Source organism: Geofilum sp. OHC36d9 (assembly GCF_052400685.1).
Lineage (GTDB): Bacteria > Bacteroidota > Bacteroidia > Bacteroidales > Marinilabiliaceae > CAZHHH01.
Genome location: NZ_JBQTGJ010000027.1, coordinates 16,894 through 37,522, shown reverse-complemented (window position 1 = coordinate 37,522; position 20,629 = coordinate 16,894). Strand labels below are relative to the sequence as shown.

At 43.1% G+C, this 20,629-nt stretch carries 14 protein-coding genes and 1 pseudogene; 6 read left to right on the top strand and 9 right to left on the bottom strand.

What is annotated here, in order from left to right:
* The 4 genes and pseudogenes from ACT3CD_RS16410 to ACT3CD_RS16395 form a co-directional block, all read right to left on the bottom strand.
* Window positions 1–324 (bottom strand): annotated as a pseudogene (locus ACT3CD_RS16410) (transposase); the annotation flags it as partial.
* Window positions 325–337: 13 nt separating this feature from the next.
* Window positions 338–1,351, bottom strand: coding sequence for a glycosyltransferase family 4 protein (locus ACT3CD_RS16405; RefSeq protein ID WP_444646742.1), 1,014 nt, complete (start codon window positions 1,349–1,351; stop codon window positions 338–340).
* Window positions 1,352–1,439: 88 nt separating this feature from the next.
* Window positions 1,440–2,888, bottom strand: a complete 1,449-nt coding sequence (locus tag ACT3CD_RS16400) for a glycoside hydrolase family 130 protein (RefSeq protein WP_444646741.1) — start codon at window positions 2,886–2,888, stop codon at window positions 1,440–1,442.
* Between the two features lie 8 nt (window positions 2,889–2,896).
* Window positions 2,897–5,122, bottom strand: a complete 2,226-nt coding sequence (locus tag ACT3CD_RS16395) for a glycosyltransferase family 4 protein (RefSeq protein WP_444646740.1) — start codon at window positions 5,120–5,122, stop codon at window positions 2,897–2,899.
* Between the two features lie 833 nt (window positions 5,123–5,955).
* On the opposite strand from ACT3CD_RS16395, the gene ACT3CD_RS16390 reads away from it, so the two are divergent.
* On the top strand, window positions 5,956–8,628 hold the full coding sequence (locus tag ACT3CD_RS16390; RefSeq protein WP_444646739.1) for a TonB-dependent receptor plug domain-containing protein: 2,673 nt from the start codon (window positions 5,956–5,958) through the stop codon (window positions 8,626–8,628).
* Window positions 8,629–8,810: 182 nt separating this feature from the next.
* Here ACT3CD_RS16390 and ACT3CD_RS16385 read toward each other — a convergent pair whose 3' ends face one another.
* Genes ACT3CD_RS16385 through ACT3CD_RS16375 form a run of 3 tightly spaced genes read right to left on the bottom strand, consistent with a single transcriptional unit; the run spans window position 8,811 to window position 12,920 of the window.
* The gene (locus ACT3CD_RS16385) at window positions 8,811–11,123 is read right to left on the bottom strand and encodes a multiheme c-type cytochrome (protein WP_444646738.1); all 2,313 of its coding nucleotides are present in this window, start codon (window positions 11,121–11,123) and stop codon (window positions 8,811–8,813) included.
* A 3-nt stretch (window positions 11,124–11,126) separates the two neighbouring features.
* On the bottom strand, window positions 11,127–11,597 hold the full coding sequence (locus tag ACT3CD_RS16380; RefSeq protein ID WP_444646737.1) for a QcrA and Rieske domain-containing protein: 471 nt from the start codon (window positions 11,595–11,597) through the stop codon (window positions 11,127–11,129).
* A gap of 39 nt (window positions 11,598–11,636) precedes the next feature.
* Window positions 11,637–12,920, bottom strand: a complete 1,284-nt coding sequence (locus tag ACT3CD_RS16375; protein WP_444646736.1) for a cytochrome b N-terminal domain-containing protein — start codon at window positions 12,918–12,920, stop codon at window positions 11,637–11,639.
* Between the two features lie 726 nt (window positions 12,921–13,646).
* Between ACT3CD_RS16375 and ACT3CD_RS16370 the strand changes: the two genes are divergently transcribed.
* Both ACT3CD_RS16370 and ACT3CD_RS16365 read left to right on the top strand, forming a co-directional pair.
* Window positions 13,647–14,651: a zinc-binding alcohol dehydrogenase family protein gene (locus ACT3CD_RS16370; protein ID WP_444646735.1), complete on the top strand. Its 1,005-nt coding sequence runs from the start codon at window positions 13,647–13,649 to the stop codon at window positions 14,649–14,651.
* Between the two features lie 525 nt (window positions 14,652–15,176).
* Window positions 15,177–16,355, top strand: coding sequence for a YhdH/YhfP family quinone oxidoreductase (locus ACT3CD_RS16365; protein WP_444646745.1), 1,179 nt, complete (start codon window positions 15,177–15,179; stop codon window positions 16,353–16,355).
* A 180-nt stretch (window positions 16,356–16,535) separates the two neighbouring features.
* On the opposite strand, the gene ACT3CD_RS16360 is transcribed toward ACT3CD_RS16365, so the two are convergent.
* Both ACT3CD_RS16360 and ACT3CD_RS16355 read right to left on the bottom strand, forming a co-directional pair.
* Window positions 16,536–17,213: a 4Fe-4S binding protein gene (locus tag ACT3CD_RS16360; RefSeq protein ID WP_444646744.1), complete on the bottom strand. Its 678-nt coding sequence runs from the start codon at window positions 17,211–17,213 to the stop codon at window positions 16,536–16,538.
* 202 nt (window positions 17,214–17,415) lie between these two features.
* The gene (locus tag ACT3CD_RS16355) at window positions 17,416–18,018 is read right to left on the bottom strand and encodes a nitroreductase family protein (protein ID WP_444646734.1); all 603 of its coding nucleotides are present in this window, start codon (window positions 18,016–18,018) and stop codon (window positions 17,416–17,418) included.
* Window positions 18,019–18,459: 441 nt separating this feature from the next.
* Here ACT3CD_RS16355 and ACT3CD_RS16350 point away from each other — a divergent pair, with 441 nt between their 5' ends.
* The 3 genes from ACT3CD_RS16350 to ACT3CD_RS16340 all read left to right on the top strand — a co-directional run bounded on the left by ACT3CD_RS16350 (window position 18,460) and on the right by ACT3CD_RS16340 (window position 19,949).
* Window positions 18,460–18,624: a hypothetical protein gene (locus tag ACT3CD_RS16350; protein WP_444646733.1), complete on the top strand. Its 165-nt coding sequence runs from the start codon at window positions 18,460–18,462 to the stop codon at window positions 18,622–18,624.
* Window positions 18,625–18,963: 339 nt separating this feature from the next.
* On the top strand, window positions 18,964–19,731 hold the full coding sequence (locus ACT3CD_RS16345) for a virulence RhuM family protein (RefSeq protein WP_444646732.1): 768 nt from the start codon (window positions 18,964–18,966) through the stop codon (window positions 19,729–19,731).
* Window positions 19,647–19,949 carry a type II toxin-antitoxin system death-on-curing family toxin gene (locus ACT3CD_RS16340; RefSeq protein ID WP_444646743.1) on the top strand — a complete coding sequence of 101 codons (303 nt, stop codon included), beginning with the start codon at window positions 19,647–19,649 and terminating at the stop codon, window positions 19,947–19,949. Before ACT3CD_RS16345 ends, ACT3CD_RS16340 begins: the two co-directional genes overlap by 85 nt.
* Window positions 19,950–20,629 lie beyond the last annotated feature (680 nt).

The window sequence follows — 20,629 nt, the reverse complement described above, 5'->3', positions numbered from 1 at the left end:
GTCAGGCTTCTCATCCGGCACAAATTGCAAATTCAGATGGCGCTTTGTGGAATGGTGATAAATGCCGAACCGACGGAAGCGTACGTAACCATCCGGCATGACATGCAGGCAGAATCGACGCAAAAACGCTTCACCTCTAAGTGATACCGGTTTCTTTTGTGCCCGGTCACGGTAGTTTTTGGCCACCAAAGTGACGAGTGTTGAGTTAATGTTCAAGATCCTCTGTTTGCTGATGGCAATACGATGAATATACAATCCCGGATACCTGATGATAGGCTCAGCGCCTGCCGGGGATGACTCACAATAGACCACCCACTTTCCTTGCAAGCACAAAACATCAGTTATTTAAGATTTCATGGTAGACCCGAATGTAATCTTTAGCCATTCTTTCCCTGGAAAAACGGGTTTCCACATTTTTCCGGCAATCGGATCGGTTAAGGCTGTCCAGAAGTTTACAGCAGTCAATGGCTTCATCGGTATTTGCGGCCAGAAAGCCATTGACGCCCGAGGTAATTATTTCGGGCATACTTCCTTTTTCGAAAGCGATGACAGGCGTTCCACACGCCATTGCCTCAACAACGGACAACCCAAATGGCTCATTAAATTGAATGGGGTGCAACAACGCCAGAGCATTGCCCAGTAATGAATTACGACGATCGTCGCCTATGCTGCCAATGTATTCTACCACTCCCTTTTTTAAATGAGGCGCCACAAATTGGTTATAGTAATTCTGATCCTGAATGATTCCGGCAATAACGAGTTTTTTGCCGGCTCCTTTGGCAATTTCAATGGCTTCTTTAGTGCCTTTATCGGGATGAATACGTCCATAGTACAGCAGGTAGTCGCCGGAAGGGTTGTTGTTGAAGGTAAAGCGGGTTAAATCGATGCCGTGATAAATTGTTGATATATAGTTTAGTTGGGGTGACCGGTCGGCATTGCTGATTGAAACATAATAAGAGGTCGGGTTATACTTTTTAAAGACCGGCACTATTTTCGGTGACGAAAATCCGTGGATGGTGGTTAACACGGGGGTATTGACCAACGCGGAGTAGGAGAGCGGCAGGAAGTCGAATTGGTTATGAATCAGGTCAAAATCCTGTGCTTCCTCAAAACATTGTGAGATGTGTAAACATTCCCATACCTTGGCATCCATGGTTGGGTCTTCTTCATATCCCTGGCGACAGACCGATTTTAATTTGGCCGAAGTGAGCGAGTTGCCTGTGGCAAATAATGTTACTTCTATTCCATTTTTTATGAGTTCTTCGGTGAGCACCGAAGTTACCAGTTCCCAGGGGCCGTAATGTACCGGGGGCGTGCGCCATGCGATGGGCGCTAACATTGCTATTTTCATCTGTTTATAATTTGTTTCTCAGTTGCCATATGGAACTCCCATGAAAATAATTATCCCCCTGTGTGAGAATCCCTTTATCATGGTCGTTTCATGGTTTTAATGAAATCATTTGGTTTAATATTTCGTCAATACCGATCGTGGCAAATTTGGTGATGATATCGCTCATGGCATAGGGCAGAATGAGAGTGCGGTCGATAACCATGGCACCACAGGTATATAGCACGTTGGGCACATAGCCAAACCGCTCGCCTTTGGAGGGCTCCAACAATGGTTTGTCGAGGCGCCCAATGACCCGCCATGGCTCATTTTTATCGAGCAGGAGAGCGCCCAGCGAATAGCTCCTTACCGGACCTACTCCATGGGTTATCACCAGCCATCCTTCATCAATTTCGATGGGCGAGCCACAATTACCTATCTGGATATATTCCCAATAATAGGTGGGGTTAATGAGTTTTTTGTAGTCGTACCAGAAATATGGATTATCAGACTGCATGATGTAGAGCGATTCGTTATCCTGCCTGCCCAGCATCATATATAGACCGTTAATCTTTCTGGGAAACAGAGCCATGCCCTTGTTTTTGGCACCGGGGCCATTGAGGGTGGAGACGGTAAACTTACTGAAGTCGGTTGTTTCAAGCATTTCGGGCATAACGGTTCTGCCATCAAAAGCCGTAAAAGTAGCGTAATACTTACAGGTGCCGTTGTCGTCAACAAATTTGACAAACCGGGCATCTTCGAGGCCGTTGCTTTGCGATGGCGACGCGGGGTATATGGCACGGGTGGTAATGTCGTTGTCCGAAAATTGCAACGTAAAATTGGACAAAGCCAGCAGGCGGATGTCGTTTAGTGATTCTTCAACGGAAGTTTTATCATTGTAAATATTAGAGCTTCTGATACGTGAGATGGCATTATTTAATTCGTCGAACGAAAAGGTGTCATTGAGCAGCTCGATAGCTCTCAGCGCATGCTCGGTTAAAATACCCAATTCATTGGCTTTTTTGGTGAACAGGGCTTTTTCATAGTCATGCTGCGTACGTTTCGGCTCAATGATTTTTGGCGAATTAGGCTTTAATGTGATATTATAATCCTGGTCTATAATGCCTTCCATAAAAAGGATGGATGAGATATGGCCTTCGCCAATGGCACGAAGACTGAGGATGAATTTGGTAACGCCTTCTTTATCCTGTATGGGATGCGGAACGATGGACGGGTTAAACAGCGCCGTCGATTCCAGTGCATATTGCTGTGTAAAATAAGCCCCGATCAGTAACCTCATATTTTCATCAATGGATATGTTGGTTGGCAGCCGGTCTTTTACATTTTCGAAATGGTCCAGAAAAACCGATTTTATGTCTTCATGTCCGGTGTTAAAGCGGGTGTAAATACTGTCGAGCATTTTTTCGCGCTGGGCTTTGCTGGTGGTAAATATTCGCAGCAGTATATGATCAACATGCGACGGATTACCGGGAATAAAAGGGCGCAAAAGCATTCGGTGGGTTGAGGGTAATATTTGTATGGGTAATTTTGTCACTTTCATGATTAAGCTTATTTGTTTTTATTACGTACATAATAGGAGATCTGGATAAGAGACAACAGGCACGATAAGGTTGATTCGGCACCCTGATTAAGATTGACTCTTCCGGGATGCAGGCCATCGCGACAGCCGCCAGTGGCGAAGTCGTACAATGGCAACGAGATTTCGTTTTCGCCGGTAAACCAGGCAAAAGCGCTCATGGCATAATCGCCGTATTTTAAATTGTGGGTTATTTTTTCGGCCAGAATGCAGGCATCGATGATGCCGTGTGCTTCGATGGGCTGCTGGTCGAAGGACGATTTTTGGTCGCGCGTTAACCAGCTGTTATTGCCGATCGGCAGAAACAGGCTGTCGACGAACTGTTTTTTTATGAGCCAGTCCAGCAGTCTGAGGCCTCTCTGAATGAATAGATTTTCTTGTAACCGTATGCCGGCCAATAACAGGGCATGCGGAATGCGTGCATTGGCATAAGTGACAATTTCTTCGTACCAGATCCATTCTTTGTCGTCAATGGTTTCATCGAAGAAGGCTGATAACTGTGCCGCTTTTTCTGCCAAAAGTTGTTGAATGGTTTCGTCGTCGTGCTTTTCCAGATAATGTGCCAGGCCCAATATGGCATACGCCAGTGCCCGTGGGTGACGAATGTCATTGATGTGCTGCAATCCTTTATGGAATAAGTATTTGGAGTGATGATGAAAGTTTTCTATTTTGGTTTTTGAGGCCGTATATCCCAATGCCCAAAGTGTTCGGCCAAAGCTGTCTTCCGAACCTTGTTCTTCGAGCCATTCGCGGTTGTATGACATGAAATTCCTGAATTTTCCATTGGCCGGGTTCAGGGCGTAATCAATAAAGGAGAGATAGATGCTGGTTAGTTGTATCAGCAGATCGGTGTCCTGAACTTCGTCCTGCAACATGGTCGAAAGAATCAAGGCCCGGGCATTATCGTCGATGCAATAGCCGTATGAACGATCGGGGACATTGTAGCGCGCATGTTGCAGTATCCCGGTGTCATCGGTAAGCACTTTCAGGTGAGTCAGATTAAGTGGCGGCAAGGTAAAGCTGGCCTCTTTATCGTCGGCCATCTGGTAGTTTGAGGTGAGACTCAATCGTTCATGGTAAGCTTTTCGAACTATCTCGAGATAATACTGTCCGATTTTGGGCCAGTAGCATTGTTGAGCCAGCTTCAGGGCGTTAGCGCCGATGGCCTTTCTCTTCTCATCATGGGTGAGCAAATCGTTTATATGTTGAGTTAATTGTTCATGGTTGTTAAAGTCGAACAGGATGCCACGGTCATTGGCCAGCATTTCGCGCGCGTACCAAAACGGCGTTGAGATGATGGGCTTGCCCGCGCCCATGGTATAGATAAGAGTGCCCGATGAGATTTGTTTTTCATCCTGGTAGGGAATGACATAGATGTCGCAGGCGGCCAGAAAATCAAACAGTTCTGCATTAGAGACAAACCGGTCGACAAAGATGACATTTTTTTCGAGCTTCAGCTTTTTAACCAACCGGATTAATGAGTGCCGGTAGTCTTCTCCTTCCAGTTTTAAAACGTGAGGATGTGTGGCTCCCAGTATAATGTATACCACCTCGGGATGTTCTTTTTTTACTTCATACAAAGCTTTTATGACCACTTCCAACGATTTATTGCGCGATAATAAACCAAAGGAGAGCAGAATCTTTTTGTTTTTTACCCCCAACTGTTGCTTTAACGTCTGCGCATTGTCGAACGATATTTTATGTACCCCATGATGTATGTGTTCAATTTTTCCGGGATCGATGTTATAGATGGTTTTTAAAAAAGTCATGCCTTTTTGCGAAATGCTAATCACTTTACTGGACAGGCGGCCGATTTCCGACATGATAAATTTCTGCTCCGGCGTTGGGTTGTCAATGATGGTGTGCAGTGTTGTAATGACCGGCATACGCAGCCGTTTTATCAGCTGGAGAATGTGTTCGCCATAACTGCCGCCAAATATGCCGTATTCATGCTGAAGAATAACGGCATCAATATTATTCGTATTTAAATAATTGCTCGCTCTAACATACGAGATGACCTCGTTTTGTTCTATTTCAAACTGCACATCGTCGGGATAATTGTACTTTTTAAGTCCGTCGTTGATGGCAATGACCACTGTTTTGCATCCCGTTTGTTTAATGCCTTCATTTAAATCGTTGGTAAAAGTGGCGATTCCGCATCTCCTGGGCGGAAAAGTTCCTATTAATGCTATTTTCATAATGACTAAGTTTTATTATTTATTATATCAATCAAGACGCTGGTAAGCCGGCCATATTTATGGGCCAGCATATCTGCCTGTGACCGCAAATCGTGCGGCTCAGTCAGAAGAAGGTCTTGTAAACAATTCAGACAAATACTGATGCCTTTGGCAGTGACTCAATACACCGGCTGAAGAAGATATAGCCTGCGATTCAGAAAAGAGATTCTTTTTAATGTCCCGGATATTTCCAGTATGTTCAGATGAAACAGAATACCATTGAAATAAGGAGTTAACTGATCCTTTTCAATCTATTCAGTATGAAGTTTAAAACTTTGTCTGTGGCATTTTATGACTATATCATTTTCAGCAAATTCAGAGTCATTGTCATATAACCAAATAAAGTTTGTTATTCAGTTAAAGAAACACCTTTACACCGTTTTGTTGTCCCCTTCCAGTTTATGGGGAGCGATGCCTATTATATCATTTTTTTTGATGATTAGCAATAGATGTGTTGAATAATTTGGTGCTATTAATTTTTTTTATAATAGTGGTTGAAATGCACGGCAGCCTAAAATTGTTTTCAATATTTGTTGTGACCCATTCAGAGCCGGAGTCAGGCAGCCAATTGAAATAAATGGGGAAGTCCATTATCCGGAATTATCACCCTCATTGGTGTGGCGACTCAGGTTTTCTTTTGTTTGTTATCGTTGTAAACGCCCCATTGAAAGCGAATGTGTTGAAGCAGAGGATTATTTCTTTCGGATGTTATTTAGGAAAATTAAATAGTTTTAACAGATAAAATTTACCTTTGGTTTAACTTCTTAATTTGGTCATTGTAATAGTTATTCCCAATGTGTAATAAAATCTTGCGTAAATTAGGCAGGCACAAAACCATCGTTAATACAATTTTGTTTGCGTTTGTTTTAATTGGACTAACCTCTTTCTCTCTGGAAGAAAAGAACCAGGAATTTATGGGAAAGGTCGTGTCTAATTTCAAAGAATATTTTTTGACAGCCCTCGAAGAGAAGGTGTATTTACAAACCGACAAGCCTTACTACAGTGCAGGTGAAAATATTTGGTTCAAAGGTTATCTGGTAAATGCGGCCACCCTTAAACCTCAGTCGTTGAGCCGATTTGTCTATGTTGAATTAATTAACCGGATGGATTCAGTTGTATCGCGGGTGAAGATTCGCAAGGATTCGACAGGATTTGCCGGGTATATTAAATTAAAACCGGATTTACCTTCCGGCGATTATAATCTGCGCGCTTATACCTATTGGATGCAAAATAACCCCACCGATTTCTTTTTTCATAAATCATTATATATTGGAAATAGAATTGATGATGAGGTTAGCTGTCGGGCCACCTATGACACGCCGGCAAACGGACAGGTTTTTGTCAACCTCCAATTCTCAGATAGCCATTCTCAACCTATTACCGAAAAAAGTATTTATGTTTTGCAAAATGGGTTGGGCGTCAAAAACCGAAAGAATACGTATTTGTCCGACGCTTTGGGAAAGGTAAAAGTTAGTATTCCCTATGAACCTTCTTCGGGTAAAACAGGATACCTTGATGTTTATATAGATGATCCGGATTTAAAGTATCACACCTCTATTTATCTGCCGGATTTCAGTCACGATTTTGATGTCCAGTTTTTCCCCGAGAGTGGCGTGTTTCTCAATAACTGTATTCAGGAGGTTGCATTTAAGGCGATTGGTACCGATGGGTTATCAGAAGTTGTAAGCGGAAAGGTTTATTCCAACAACGGGGATTTAAAATTTGAGATTGTTTCAAACGATAAGGGGATGGGTAAATTCATGCTGAGTCCGTTACCCCAAGAGAGTTATTATGCAATAGTCAGGTCCGAGAAGGGAGATGAAAAGCGCTTTGATCTGCCTCAGGCCACGGAAGAAGGTGTTGCACTTAACGTGAATGTTTTTGGTGACAAGGTGATATATGGGGTAACCGATAAACGAAAAGACAAGTCAATGTCACTTTATATGCTGATACATACCAGAGGTGTCCCGGTTCTGATTTCGCCACTGGTAAAGTTGAGGGGTCAATTCCGGCAGGGGAATTTGAATCCTGGTGTTTATGCCATCTCGATATTGGATGGTATGGGTAATATGCAGTGCGAAAGATTGTTTTTTTCAACAACAGCTAATTTGCCTTTGGTTGAAATGGATACAGATAAAGCCTATTATGGACGACGGGAGGCGGTTGATTTAAGCTTTAAGATTCAACCTTTAAATGGGGGGTCGCCGGCGGGTAGTTATGCGGTGAGTGTGACCGACCAAAGGCTCGTTTTAAAAGATTCATTAAACGATAATATCGTGAGTTATCTGCTGCTTTCTTCCGACATAAAGGGACACATCGAGGATCCATTGTTTTATTTTGAGGGAGATGCGATTGAGCAGAGCAGACGTCTCGACCTTTTAATGCAAACTCAGGCATGGCGCCGTTATAATACGACAGAGGTTGCTCAGCATCGTTTTAAAATGCCGGAATATTATATTGAAGTCGGTCAGACCTTGTCGGGAAGGGTTTTAAACATTTTGGGAAAGCCGCCCAAAAAATGTAATGTATTTGCTTTGGGCCCCGGGATATTCTCTGCTACAACAACCGACAGTTTGGGGCGTTACCAGATTGATGGTATTCAATTTGACGACAGTATCAGTTTTATTTTGAAAGCCCAAAAAGCCAGGCGTTTCCCCGGAGTGGAAATTGTTCCGGATAAAGAGGTTTTTCCTTCATCTCAAACGTTTTTTACCGCGCCGCAGGCAATTCCTCACGCCTTTCCAAACGACTATTTTGAACAGAGCAAACAAAAATATTACATTGACGGGGGAATGCGCATGATTCATCTCGATGAGGTAAAGATCTATGGTGATGCGCAACCGAATGACGCGGCAACTAATTATTATTCGGGATTGGCAGATTCTGAGATCGATGCTGAAAAGATTGAACAGTATGCCGGCCTGTCACTTTTTGACCTTCTCTCGACCCTGCCGGGGGTTCAGGTTAACGGTGATGAGGTCCGGATTAGAGGAAATCAGTCGGAGCCCACCTTGTTTATCGATGGTATGCCCGAAATGGATCTTTCTGAACTTAGGTATATTCAACCCGGCGATGTGGCCAAAATTGAAGTCTTTAAAGGGGCCAGTGCCGCTATTTTCGGGACTGATGGGGCCAATGGTGTAATCGCCCTTTCCATAAAGAGAGGCGCTGTTATTGAACGAACTACTTCAGTCAGTATGACCCGGTTTTCTCCTTTGGGGATTCAGAAACCGGAACAGTTTTATGTGCCAAAATATGAGGTTCAAAAGAATAAGGAGGATCCCAAACAGGATATGAGAACTACCATTTATTGGAATCCATCCCTTATGTGCGACTCCACAGGAATCCTTCGAATGTCATTTTTTACTGCCGACCCGGCGAATGATTATACTGTTACTCTGGAAGGAATTACAGACGAAGGTAAAATCTGTCATTTTGTGGGAACCATTAAAAGGGATGAGCAATAGTACTTGTTTGTCAAGGTTGTTTTTCTCTGTAAAAAAGTAGTATTAATGGTGCACTCAAATGATGCACTCAAATGATGACGGGCCCGTGAGCAACGGTGCCTGTAACAGCGTTCCTGATAAATGCTGTTACAGGCACTCTGAGCAGCGATATGTACAGCTTGTTGGAGGCTGTGTGGTATGTGTCATTTCATTTGAGCCTGCAGCTGATCAACAATTTGTCTGACCTGTTCTGCATCCGGGTACTTCTCCAGTATTTTCAGACCATAGTCAAGCGCCTTTTCACCATAATTATTATCCAGATAAAAACTCAGAAGTTCCATTCGGCTGTTAAGGTCATCTGAGAACGTAATTTCTTCTTTTAGATAATTTTCGGCTTGCCCTTTATCGTGCATAAAGTCATACATCATGGCTATATTGTGGTTTACCCTTGGGTGGCCGGGGGCTAGCTTTCTGACGTTTAACAGTGCCTCCAGCGATGCATCGTATTTCCCCATTTCTGCCAACAGTAAACCCAAAGAGAAAAGAGCATTGGCATCGTTGGGTTCTTTTTTCAGGTAGTCGAGAAACTGTTGCTCGGCTTTTTCGTTTTGTCCGGTTCGGTTATATAAATACGCCAGATTAAGTTTGATGAATGGGAGCTCACTGTCCTGACTGATCGCTGCCAGATAGTATTTCTCTGCCTCTTTCATTTGATTTTGATTGTAATAGAAATTGGCCAGGTTATATTTCCCAATGGGAAAGTCGGCGTTATACAACAAAATAGCCTTGTATTCGTCCAGCGCTTGCTGATAGGTTTTTTGATATTTACCCGGGATGCGGTCTCCGGCCTGCATTAAATGCTGTGCGGCTTCGGTTCTCACTGCTTTGGTTGCATCGGTCAGTGCATTTAACAACCGCTGAATATTTTTGTCGGAGGGTATCTGTATGGTTTTCAGGGCCGACAGTCTTAAGGCTGCTTCGGTGTTTGTGAGGTAGTCATCTAAAACCGACACTATTGAGTCGGGAAAGTTAGTTCCCAAAGTCTCGATGGCCAGACTTCGAATATTAAGCGGGTACAGATCGTTGTCGATAATGGTTTTTAGTTTGGTGGCGGCTTCAGGACGACCTTCTTTTGCTTCGGCAAAGGCTTCTGAATAGTGAAAACGCCGGTGTGTGCCGAACCATTTTGTGATTGATTGATCCGCCCATTGGTTTGATTTATCGGCATGGCATTGGTTACAGGCATTGGGGGTGCCGTTTTTAACCGACAAATCGGGACGCGGAATGCGGAAACTGTGATCACTGCGGAAGTCAACGCCCATATAGTATTGCCCGGGCATGTGGCAATTGATGCATTCGGTTCCGGAACCTACTTCGTATTTAATCCCCAGTTTTGAGACGACCGCTTCGCCCGGTTCCCCGGCTTGTTTATGGTGGTGATGGTTGTAGCTGTCGTAAACCTCTTTTTGGTGGCATTGTAAACAAAGATCATTGCCATCCATCAGCCGTTCGCCACTGTGAACATTATGGCAATCGTTGCATTGCACTTCTCTCTGCCGTTGAAACATTTTACTTTGCATAAAAGAGGCATACACATAATCTTCGTCTTTAATCTGTCCGTCGATATGCCAGCTGGGCTCACCGGGCAGAGCCGGTACCATATTGTCGTAGATGCTGGCGGCGCTGTGGTCGTAGTCCTGAAGGGTCGATTTTCGCGAGTGGCACCTTGCACAGGTATTGACATATTCCCCATTGGTGACGCCACTCGTTTTGACTTCGAGCCCGTAGTTCTCAAATTGGTCCCTCGAGTATTCGGGCAGATTGGCCCATTCCACATGCTGAGATCCCGGACCGTGGCAGGCTTCGCAGCTCACATCAATCTCTGAGTAGGTGGTGTGGTAGGTGTCTGTTTCGGGGTCGTATCCTTTAACCACGTTGGTGGAATGACATTCGGCGCACATGCCGTTCCATGTTTGTGCCTGGTTGGTCCAGTGCAGCCAGTTGTTGGCATCTATGTTTTGATCTTTGTAAAGTGAGTCGGCCATGTGATACCAGTTGTGGGCTTCGGTATTCCATGTTATTGGTAGTGTTTGAAGACGTCCGCCATCAAATTCTACCAGATATTGCTGAAGGGGTGTGTAGCCAAATACATATTTTATTTCGTACGACTGCATTTTACCATCCGGCCCATCGGTATAAGCGAAGAAACGCCCGTCTTTTTTGTACAGTCGGTGGGTTATTCCGTTGCCTTCTATGGTCACGTCTGAGAAATCGCCAAGTACCGTAGAATCGTTGGCCACATCCATGGCCAGGTCATGATGTGATCCAACCCAGTCGTTATACTCCTCCAGGTGGCACTCTTTGCAGTTTTCTTTGCCTACATATTGTGCTTTTGGTTGTTCCGGCTGTTGTCCGGTGCGACCGAATGCCAGTTTGAAGACCAAATAGGCCGGAAACATAAACAGAACAGCGATGCTTAATATTCGTATCGTTTTTTTGTAGGCTGTCAGATTCATAGTCTATAGATACTTAATTTGTGAGGCGTCGTAGTTACTTCTTTTGAGTGGATGATTGGTGTCGACCAGCACGCGGTTGTCTTTAAATGCAATGGGGAAATAATCCAGCGCACGGGTGGCAGGTGGCGACAACACTTCTCCGTTGGTGTCGAAAGCCGAGGCATGGCATGGACATTCAAACCGGCCATGGTTGGCTTTGAATTGAATGGTACAGCCCAGGTGGGTACATTTTGATGACACGGCCATAAAGCCGCCATCGGGAAAGCGGTACAGATAAAACTGCCGGGAACCGAAGGGATAAATTTTCCCTTTCTCGAAAATTGCAATCTCTCCTGCGTCGTAATAATCAGTCAGATCTGCGCCTTTATTGCGTGGCTTAAGCAGCCTGAACAGGACGTAAAATAGTTGTATCGAAAGAAGCGCATAAAGAAATCTTTTTAAGAAATTTCTTCGGTTTATGTTGAGTTTTTTCATTTTGAATAACTGTTTTGCGCCGGGTTATTATTGGTTAAATTAAGCGTGTAAAAAAATGAGTTGCATGCCTTCTCCTCTCAGAAAAATACCTGTTAGCATCATGGTGATATAGGCCGAAAGAATAATGGTTGTTATGGTTATAACCAATTCGATGCGATTGGCTGTTTTCTTTTTCTTCAGATACCACAAAAATGCTCCCACAGGGATAATATACAGAAGGGTTGGCAAACAACCGGTGCTTATAATTTTTGGCCATGAGGCCAGTCGGTCGCCAAATTTAAATATCATATCGTTGCTAAGGATAAAGGCAAAAGTGAACAGAGCTGAGAACAGCGCCGACCAGATGGTTATCTTTTTGCCTTTGAGAGAATGAAACCAAACCCCTGTGTTCAGTTCGGGGTATTTAATAAATGGTATGGCAATGAAAAATGCCGTTACGGCAACCGGTATCACAAAAGAGCCAAAAACAGGATGTACGTGCATCAGCAATTCCTGAAACCCCATGAAATACCAGGGCGCGCGGCTGGGATTGGGACTTACAGTTGGCTTGGCCTTGTCCAGCAAGGGGGCATCTACAAATATCGAAAACAGTAATATTACGGCAATTACAATTAAGGCAATATAGGCTTCGCGGTAGGTGAGATGCGGATGGGTATTAACTTTTTTGGGCTTTTCAATTTTGGGAAGCGCGATGCCTCCGGCTTTGCGTACGAGCCAAAAATGCATTGTTACGGCAAAAACCATCAGCAAAGGCAGTAAGCCTGTGTGGAAATGGTAAAATCGTAATAGGGTTGGTTCGCCTACGCTATCGCCATCCCGTATTAATTTGGCCAGTGTTTCGCCAATAAAGGGAATGTATTCAAGTAAATTGGTCATTATGGTTACTGCCCAGAACGAAAGCTGATCCCAGGGTAAAAGGTAACCGGTGAAATTGGAACTCACTACGAGGAACATCAGTAGTAACCCGTAGAGCCAGTTTTTTCGCCGTTCGTAAAAAATAGATTGGGAATAAAAGACTCTGATTAAGTGCAGAAACGTTACCACCACTAAAAGCATGGCACTCCAATAGTGTATGTTTCGAAGAAGGCTGCCAAAAATAATGTCATTTTTTAAACTTAGGATAGAATCGTAAGCTTTACCGGCCGATGGAATATATTCAAATTTCAGGAGAAGCCCTGTCACAAAGAGAATTGTGGTTAATAAGGCCGCTATTCCACCCAGCCCGAAAGTGCGGTTATAGGCGGTGGCTCGCGCATCTATTTTTAGTGGATGAAGATGCAGGACGAAGTTCTTTATGGCTTTGTGAGTCGACCAGTTTTTCATTGTGGCTGTTTGGAATTTTTAGTGGCTACTAAGGTCAGGAACTTGCTATCTGCTTTGCAGTTGACAAATTTAATGTTTCATTCTTAAACCGTGGCATTTACAAAGGGAAACGGGTTGTTTTGCGCCTTATTTAGAGTCGGTCTATAAACTAAGTGTTTGAAATATAAAGTTCAAATTCAAGGCCTGTGAAGTCATAAAAATCAAGGAGTTTACTTTTCGTAAATGACTGTTTTTATGACAAGCATAACGCAGAAGTTGACTTTATAGACAAGCACTATTTAGAGTCGGTCTATAAACTGAAACGGCTGAGGTTCAATACGCATTTGTCGATTTTGAAATACTGGTCACTAATATGTTTTTATGGTGTCATTCGTGGCAAGAAGTATCCAACGTCTCTGCGTTAGGCTTCTTCTCAAAATGGTTATTTGCCATAGTCAACTCACATTTTTCGGGCTACGTAAGTTTATAATCTGAACTTTAGATGACAATAAGAGCAGACACTTGAACTATAACTGGTTACAGTTGTTCTGTTAAGTGTTTGATGTACAAAATAAAACGTGGAATTTACCGGCCGTTTTGAGAGCTGATAATGAGATGATATTTCCTGACGCATAAATAGAGCTTGCAAGAAAAGAGCGGCTTCTGTGCTATGCTACCCTCAAAGTGATCAATTACTATTTTTAATCGTTTACATCATTGTTATGTTAAATCCTTAAATAAATAATTATGAAAGCAATTGGATATAATCATGCCGGGCTAATCACAGCGCCTGATGCGTTGGTAGAATTTGAAACGGGAATGCCGGAGGTGAAACCACGCGATTTGTTGGTAGAGGTTATGGGTATTTCAGTCAACCCTGTTGATGTAAAAGTTCGTGCAGGCATGGAGCCCGAAAAGGGGCCTAAAATTATTGGTTACGACGCTGCCGGATTGGTACGTGAGGTGGGCACGGACGTAAAAAATTTTAAAGTTGGCGATGCGGTTTTTTATGCCGGTGAGTTCACGCGTTCCGGATCAAATGCTGAGTTTCAGGTGGTTGATGAACGCATTGTTGGCAAAAAACCCAAATCGTTGAAGTATGCCGAAGCCGCCGGTTTTCCGCTGACCTCTATCACAGCCTGGGAGATTTTATTCGACTCGCTGGCGCTCAAAGAAGGCGCCGGTTTGGGTGAGAGTCTTTTAATTGTAGGAGGCGCCGGTGGTGTGGGGTCCATTCTTATTCAGCTGGCTAAGAAGCTGACCCGTCTGACCGTCGTTGCGACGGCTTCGCGTCCCGAAACCATTGAGTGGGTTAAAAAGATGGGGGCCGACCATGTGATTAATCATCGCGAATCGTTGGTCGATCAGGTAAAAGCACTCGGATTGACACCCCGTTATGTGGTCTCCCTGAATGGCACGGAGCAACATTTCCCGGCTATTGTGTCGCTGATAAAGCCGCGTGGACATATTGCCCTGATTGATGACCCCCAAACGCTCGATATTGCCGCCATAAAGCTTAAAGCCCTGAGTTTTAGCTGGGAATTTATGTTTGCCCGCTCCATGTTTCAAACTGATGATATGGAAAAGCAACACGACTTGCTTAACCGGGTGTCGGAAATGATTGATCAGGGTACGTTGATATCAACCGTTACCAATAACCTGGGGGTTTTAAGTATTGAGTCGCTTAAGAAAGCGCACACACTTCAGGAAAGTGGACGGGTTATAGGTAAAAATGTGTTGAACGGCTTTTAGTCGTGTTTGTCTATAAAGTCAACTTCTGCGTTACGCTTGTCATAAAAACAGTTATTTACGAAAGTAAACTCCTTGATTTTTATGACTGCGCAAGCCTTGAATTTGAGCTTTATATTTCAAACACTTGGTTTATGGACAGACTCTAAAATCGTGTTTGTCTATAAAGTCAACTTCTGCGTTACGCTTGTCATAAAAACAGTCATTTACGAAAGTAAACTGACTTCGTCTTCTTCCTCCTTGTAAAGCATAGTCAAAGCAATTTTGTCATAAATTCGCAACAACAGCTTTGCCTCTGCCTTTACTTCGTTCGTCAGTCCCTTGATTTTTATGACTTCGTAAGCCTTGAATTTGAGCTTTTAGTCAAAACATTGGTGTACGGTTAAAATTTAGAGAAATGCTTAAAACCCGGCTTTAATGTGAGAGCCCGTAATTTCAGGAAATATTGGGGTTGCTTTCCGCCTCAGGAAATTTCCGTTAAGAAAATCAATTTTATAGGCGTAAAGAAATCCGGGCTGTTTGAGCGAAGTGAGTTCCCGGATTTTAGACAAAGAAATTAATTTTTATATTCGCCAATTAAACTGGCAGGCCAGTTTGTTGATTTCGTTGGTTCAGTGGGTAAGCCCTGACATAGTGCCTATTCAACAGGCTGTTTTGTTGTTGGACTGTTTTTGTGGTGGAGTTATTATGATTACTAAAGGAGAATTAGTCATGGAGCATAATGAATTTAAGGCTTTCGTTGTTGAAGAACGAAACGGAACGTTTAAGGGGGAAGTACAGGAACGGCAAATCAGTGATTTAGCAGATAATGATTTATTGATTCGGGTTCGTTATTCGTCGTTGAATTATAAGGATGCTTTATCGGCCAACGGGAACAAAGGCGTCACCAAAAAGTATCCGCATACGCCCGGCATAGATGCTGTAGGAACGGTGGTATCGTCTAAAACCGACCGTTTTAAAACGGGCGATAATGTCATTGTCACCAGTTATGATTTGGGTATGAATACCGATGGCGGCTTTGGCGAATTTATCAGAGTTCCGGAAGGTTGGGTTGTTAAACTGCCTGAGAAGCTGTCGATGAAAGAGGCCATGATTTTTGGTACCGCCGGGTTAACGGCAGGCATGTCTGTGCTGAGATTGATACAGATGGTTAAACCGGCCGATGGCACAATCGTTGTTTCCGGCGCCACGGGTGGTGTGGGTGCATTGAGTGTGGCCATTTTAAAAAGACTGGGCTACAAGGTTGCAGCCATAACGGGTAAAGAGGCGGAACGTGATTACTTATCGGATCTGGGCGCAGAAACCGTGATTTTACGAAAAGAGTTCGAAAGCATGGCTGACAAGCCGCTTTTAAAACCTGAATTTGCCGGCGGCATTGATACCGTAGGTGGTGTCATTCTCGAAAACATCATTAAATCAACCAGCCCCATGGGTGCGGTTACCTGTTGTGGAAATGTGGCTTCGCCTGATCTTAGCTTAACGGTTTTTCCTTTCATTCTTAGGGGCGTTACCCTTATTGGCATCGATTCGCAGAATTACCCCATGCGGTACCGCGTAGAGGTGTGGAATAAATTATCGGATGAATGGAAGCCGGAGCATCTGGATGAGATGGGCACGGAGATTTCGTTGAAGGAAATAAACGGAAAAATTGAGTTGATGCTTAAAGGTCAGTTAAAAGGCCGAACCGTTTTGAACCTGGAAAGTTAAACGGCAAATATCAGCTGTTTTGTTTATTATAATTGGTAATCCGATTGCAAATTCAACACATATTGAATGGCAATCGGATTTTTTTATAGTTTTTAAGTGGCAATTGATCAAACACCCGATAGCAGTGAACGAATCTGTTGGTGTAAATTGTGGTTCAAAAGGAGCGGCCCTGTTGCGGAGCTAATATGGATTGGTAAAATCGGAAGATGTCGTCATGCCCGGTTTTAGAATTGCCTGTTGCGGACAGACGTCGAAACAGATGCCACAGTGCAGGCAATGTGTTTGGTTGATTGTAAAGGGAGTCCCGGAATCGATGCATTGTTGCGGGCATTTTTCCGCGCAGATGCCACATTCATTACAGGCATCGGTGATGTGATAACCGTAACTGAGCGGGGCCTGTTCGCCTATTGAGAAGCTGCCACGCGTAATAGGCTGCGTGGAGAGATCGAAAAATTCACCATGTCCTTTATACAGACAAAAAACATCGAGGGCCCGGCGACTTTCCAGAGTCGGATAGATTTGTGCCATGTATGGATTGGCATCGAAGATGGCGTTCAGTTTGTCGTGCCCAATGTTTTTTACCGCGCCCGAAATGGTGACGGCTTTTTTGGCCATGGTGCCGGCACCACCTGTCATTCCGCTGAGCGACAGGTACGGCTTGTGCATTAACTGGCTGTAAAAAGCTTTTCCTTTGGCTGTCAGAAAATAGAGTCCGTCCCGGTCGTACAGCATGAGGTCGATAACCCGGGTGGCCGGTAAACCATGACTGTCGGTGGTGGCAATCACCACAGAGTGGATCTCTTCTGTCAGAATTTTTAGGTACTCTTCGTTTTTTGTGCTCATATTTTTATCTGCCATATTCAATTCTTAGGCGGGAAGCATTCCCCGTTTGTGAAAATCAAAAACAGCGAAGCTAAATAGTGCCTGTCCATAAAGTCGGGAGTTTGAGCTATAAAGTTCAGATTCAAGGCTTGCGCAGCTCGAGAAATGTGAGTTTACTCCCGTAAATGACCATTTTGAGAGCAAGCGTAACGCAGAAGTTGGACTTTATAGACCAACACTAAATTGTTTTTATGATTTGGTCGATCGCGATTCTTTCTTTGGGTTTTATTGAAGGCTGAAAGGGATCTTCCGGATTTCGATAACCAACTGAAACGGCAAATAACGTGGTGTAATTGCCATCGGGATTTATGAGTTTGTCGTATTTATCATTTTCAATGCCTTCCATGGGGGTCGCATCCAGACCCATGGTGGCGCAGGCACTCAGAAATACTCCCAGTGACAGATATACCTGTTTTTGAAACCAGTTTTTTATCACGGTGTCGCCCTGTGGTTTAACAGCCCGGTTGAAATAGGCAATGGCGCCCTGAGCCAGATGTTCATTGATCTGTTGCTCGAAAAGGTCGATCCGATTGATGGCACTGAACACCACTACTGTATCGGCGTCAACAATTTTTCCTTCATTCAGGAAAGAGACTTTGGCCAGTTTGGCTTTCATTTCTTCGTCCCTGACAAAGGTGAATTGCCACGGCTGACTATTAATTGACGAAGGACTTAAATGAAGGATTTGTTTTAATTGTTCAATGGTTTCGTCATCTATTTTTTTTGTTTTGTCATACATTTTTGTTGCATAACGGCGTTGTGCTGCTTCCAAAAAATTCATGGTCAATCTGTTTATTTGTTTGGGCAAAGATATTAAAGAAGTACGGTTTTTAATGATACAAAAACACCTTTGCACGGTAACCATCGCCTCTCTTTCCCCGGGTTTGTGACGGCCGCTTGCCCAACGGCTTTTCTGTTTACAGTTTGCTGGTGAGTCGGTCACCTGACCGAAAAATTTTTCACATTGAATGCATAACCTGATGTGGTTTCGGCGAGGTCTTGATGTCGCTGAGGCGAGGTCTTGATGTCGCTGAGGCGAGGTCTTGATGTCGCTGAGGCGAGGTCCTGATGTCGCTGAGGCGAGGTCCTGATGTCGCTGAGGCGAAGTCTTGATGTCGCTGAGGCGAAGTCTTGATGTCGTCGTGGCGAAGTCTTGATGTCGTCGTGGCGAAGTCTTGATATCGTCGCGGTGAAGTCTTGATCTCGCTATGGTGAAGTCTTGATGTCATTTCTCACGCCGGCTGGAATGACCGCTCGGCCGGCTGTGTCGCACTGGTTTAGCTGGGAATTGGTGTCGGCAGCGGATGGTATTGGTTCTGAGGTTGAGCATTATGACGATTTGGGACTAAAAATATTTATGCTGCTTTTTAAATGTGATATTCTTTAAGGGAAAACCGACTTTCGTGTTACGCTTGTTCATTTTTCAACTACGAATAACACGGATTTTTTGGCTTTTAGCTTTTCCCCTCAGAATATTTGCCCACCCAATGCGCCACCGTTTGCATTCAACCAGTCGTAATTCTCAGTCAACTTATTTGATAAATATCAGCGAATTAGTAAATTCGGTGTCCGTTGTCCCGGAAATTTTGGGTAAAGACAATTATAAATGCAATAACATTTTTAGGCTATAAACGATAATGGCGGTAGGGACACGTTGCCATGCATTAAAAAACCGACATCACACCAATTGCTTAGAATAATGAATCTGATTCTGTATTTTTGAGTCATGGACAATAAACAAATTGAAATATTTAAAAGTGATGATGGCTCAACTGAAATTGAAGTTCGAGTTGATAATGATACAGTTTGGCTTAATCAATATCAGATATCAGATTTATTTTTAACTGACAGAACCTCTATTGGTCGTCATATTTCTAACATATACAAAACCAAAGAACTGGATGAGAATTCAACTAGTGCAAAAATTGCACAAGTTCGAAAAGAGGGAAAAAGAACAGTAACTCGACCAATAGGAATATATAACTTAGACGTAATTCTATCAATTGGATATAGAGTAAATTCAGAAAGAGGTAGACAGTTTCGAATTTGGGCCAATAAAATTCTAAGCGAATATTTGTTGAAGGGTTATGCCTTGAATGAAAGGAAATTAAAGGAGCAAAATGAACAACTTAATCAATTAAAGCAGTCCGTAAAGATTTTAAGTAAAGTATTAAATTATAAGACTTTAACAAATGACGAGAGTGTTGGATTGTTAAAAATAATTTCTGATTATGCATATGCTTTGGATGTTTTAGACCAATACGATTATCAAAGGCTTGAAATTAAAGATACGTCCGGAAAAGAAACCTATCAGTTAACATATGACGAAGCGATTACACAGATAAGAATTGCAAAAAAAGCTCATGGCAATAGTGATTTGTTCGGACGTGAAAAAGATTTAGAAGTTCTATCTCTACAATTTATCAGACTTTTGACGGACATGATTTATACGCTAGTATCGAGGAAAAAGCAGCTAATTTACTGTACTTCATAACAAAGAATCATTCATTTTCTGATGGAAATAAAAGAATAGCAGCATTCCTATTTCTCTACTTTTTAGAAAGAAATGGAATTTTATTTGATATAAATGGAAATAAGAGAATAGCGGATAATACCTTGGTTGCATTGACTCTTATGATAGCTGTAAGTAGACCAGATGAAAAAGACACAATGATAAAAGTAGTTGTAAATCTGATAAATAGAAACAATTAACGCATGGCAACAGCACATATAGCCAAAGGTGGGTTTAGTGTTTTTTTGAACCGCTCTACCCCGCGGCAACTTTGCTAACGTCAGACAGGTACGTAGCACGCAATCCCGCCTCAGGCCATATGTGTAAACGTTAGTGTGCCACGAAGTTGCGGTTTTCCAGTAGGTGAAAATTCTACCTAAATAATTTGCTGTTCATTTAGAAGAGTTGCAGATAGATAAACTCGTGAGGGTGATGCTGAAGCTCTGTATACTCAAATGACCAAGCCGAATTAACAATCACGAATTCCATAAGAATATTTATTCATGAGTAAATGCGCAAGCGTGAACTCACAGTAGCTTCGAGAAGTGTATCTGTAGATGGGGAGAGTTTTGACGGTCTTAAACCCTGCTCTGTTGCATGGATTAACAGCAGAGAGAAGTGCAACGATCTACCGGAGTCATAGGGGTGGCGTGGTTATAGATGGAAAATTACTAAACGTGGGAGATCTCTTATTTTACAGGTTGGCAACCTTAAACAACCTGATATAAGCAGATAATGTCATAACTGTGTTATTTTAAAGTGAAACATACGATTATAACAAAATATTTATGCTGCTTTTTTTGAGCATCCAGAAGGGAAAAGTCAGACTACAGAGTCCCATTAGCTCATTTTTCAATTTCGAATAGCCCGATTTTTTGGG

What these genes read in the sequence shown, in the direction of transcription:
- ACT3CD_RS16375 (WP_444646736.1), bottom strand. Translation starts at nt 12,920, where the DNA reads ATGAAAAACTGGTCGACTCACAAAGCCATAAAGAACTTCGTCCTGCAT.
- ACT3CD_RS16405 (WP_444646742.1), bottom strand. Translation starts at nt 1,351, where the DNA reads ATGAAAATAGCAATGTTAGCGCCCATCGCATGGCGCACGCCCCCGGTA.
- ACT3CD_RS16370 (WP_444646735.1), top strand. Translation starts at nt 13,647, where the DNA reads ATGAAAGCAATTGGATATAATCATGCCGGGCTAATCACAGCGCCTGAT.
- ACT3CD_RS16395 (WP_444646740.1), bottom strand. Translation starts at nt 5,122, where the DNA reads ATGAAAATAGCATTAATAGGAACTTTTCCGCCCAGGAGATGCGGAATC.
- ACT3CD_RS16355 (WP_444646734.1), bottom strand. Translation starts at nt 18,018, where the DNA reads ATGAATTTTTTGGAAGCAGCACAACGCCGTTATGCAACAAAAATGTAT.
- ACT3CD_RS16380 (WP_444646737.1), bottom strand. Translation starts at nt 11,597, where the DNA reads ATGAAAAAACTCAACATAAACCGAAGAAATTTCTTAAAAAGATTTCTT.
- ACT3CD_RS16350 (WP_444646733.1), top strand. Translation starts at nt 18,460, where the DNA reads ATGTCATTTCTCACGCCGGCTGGAATGACCGCTCGGCCGGCTGTGTCG.
- ACT3CD_RS16360 (WP_444646744.1), bottom strand. Translation starts at nt 17,213, where the DNA reads ATGGCAGATAAAAATATGAGCACAAAAAACGAAGAGTACCTAAAAATT.
- ACT3CD_RS16385 (WP_444646738.1), bottom strand. Translation starts at nt 11,123, where the DNA reads ATGAATCTGACAGCCTACAAAAAAACGATACGAATATTAAGCATCGCT.
- ACT3CD_RS16400 (WP_444646741.1), bottom strand. Translation starts at nt 2,888, where the DNA reads ATGAAAGTGACAAAATTACCCATACAAATATTACCCTCAACCCACCGA.
- ACT3CD_RS16345 (WP_444646732.1), top strand. Translation starts at nt 18,964, where the DNA reads ATGGACAATAAACAAATTGAAATATTTAAAAGTGATGATGGCTCAACT.
- ACT3CD_RS16390 (WP_444646739.1), top strand. Translation starts at nt 5,956, where the DNA reads ATGTGTAATAAAATCTTGCGTAAATTAGGCAGGCACAAAACCATCGTT.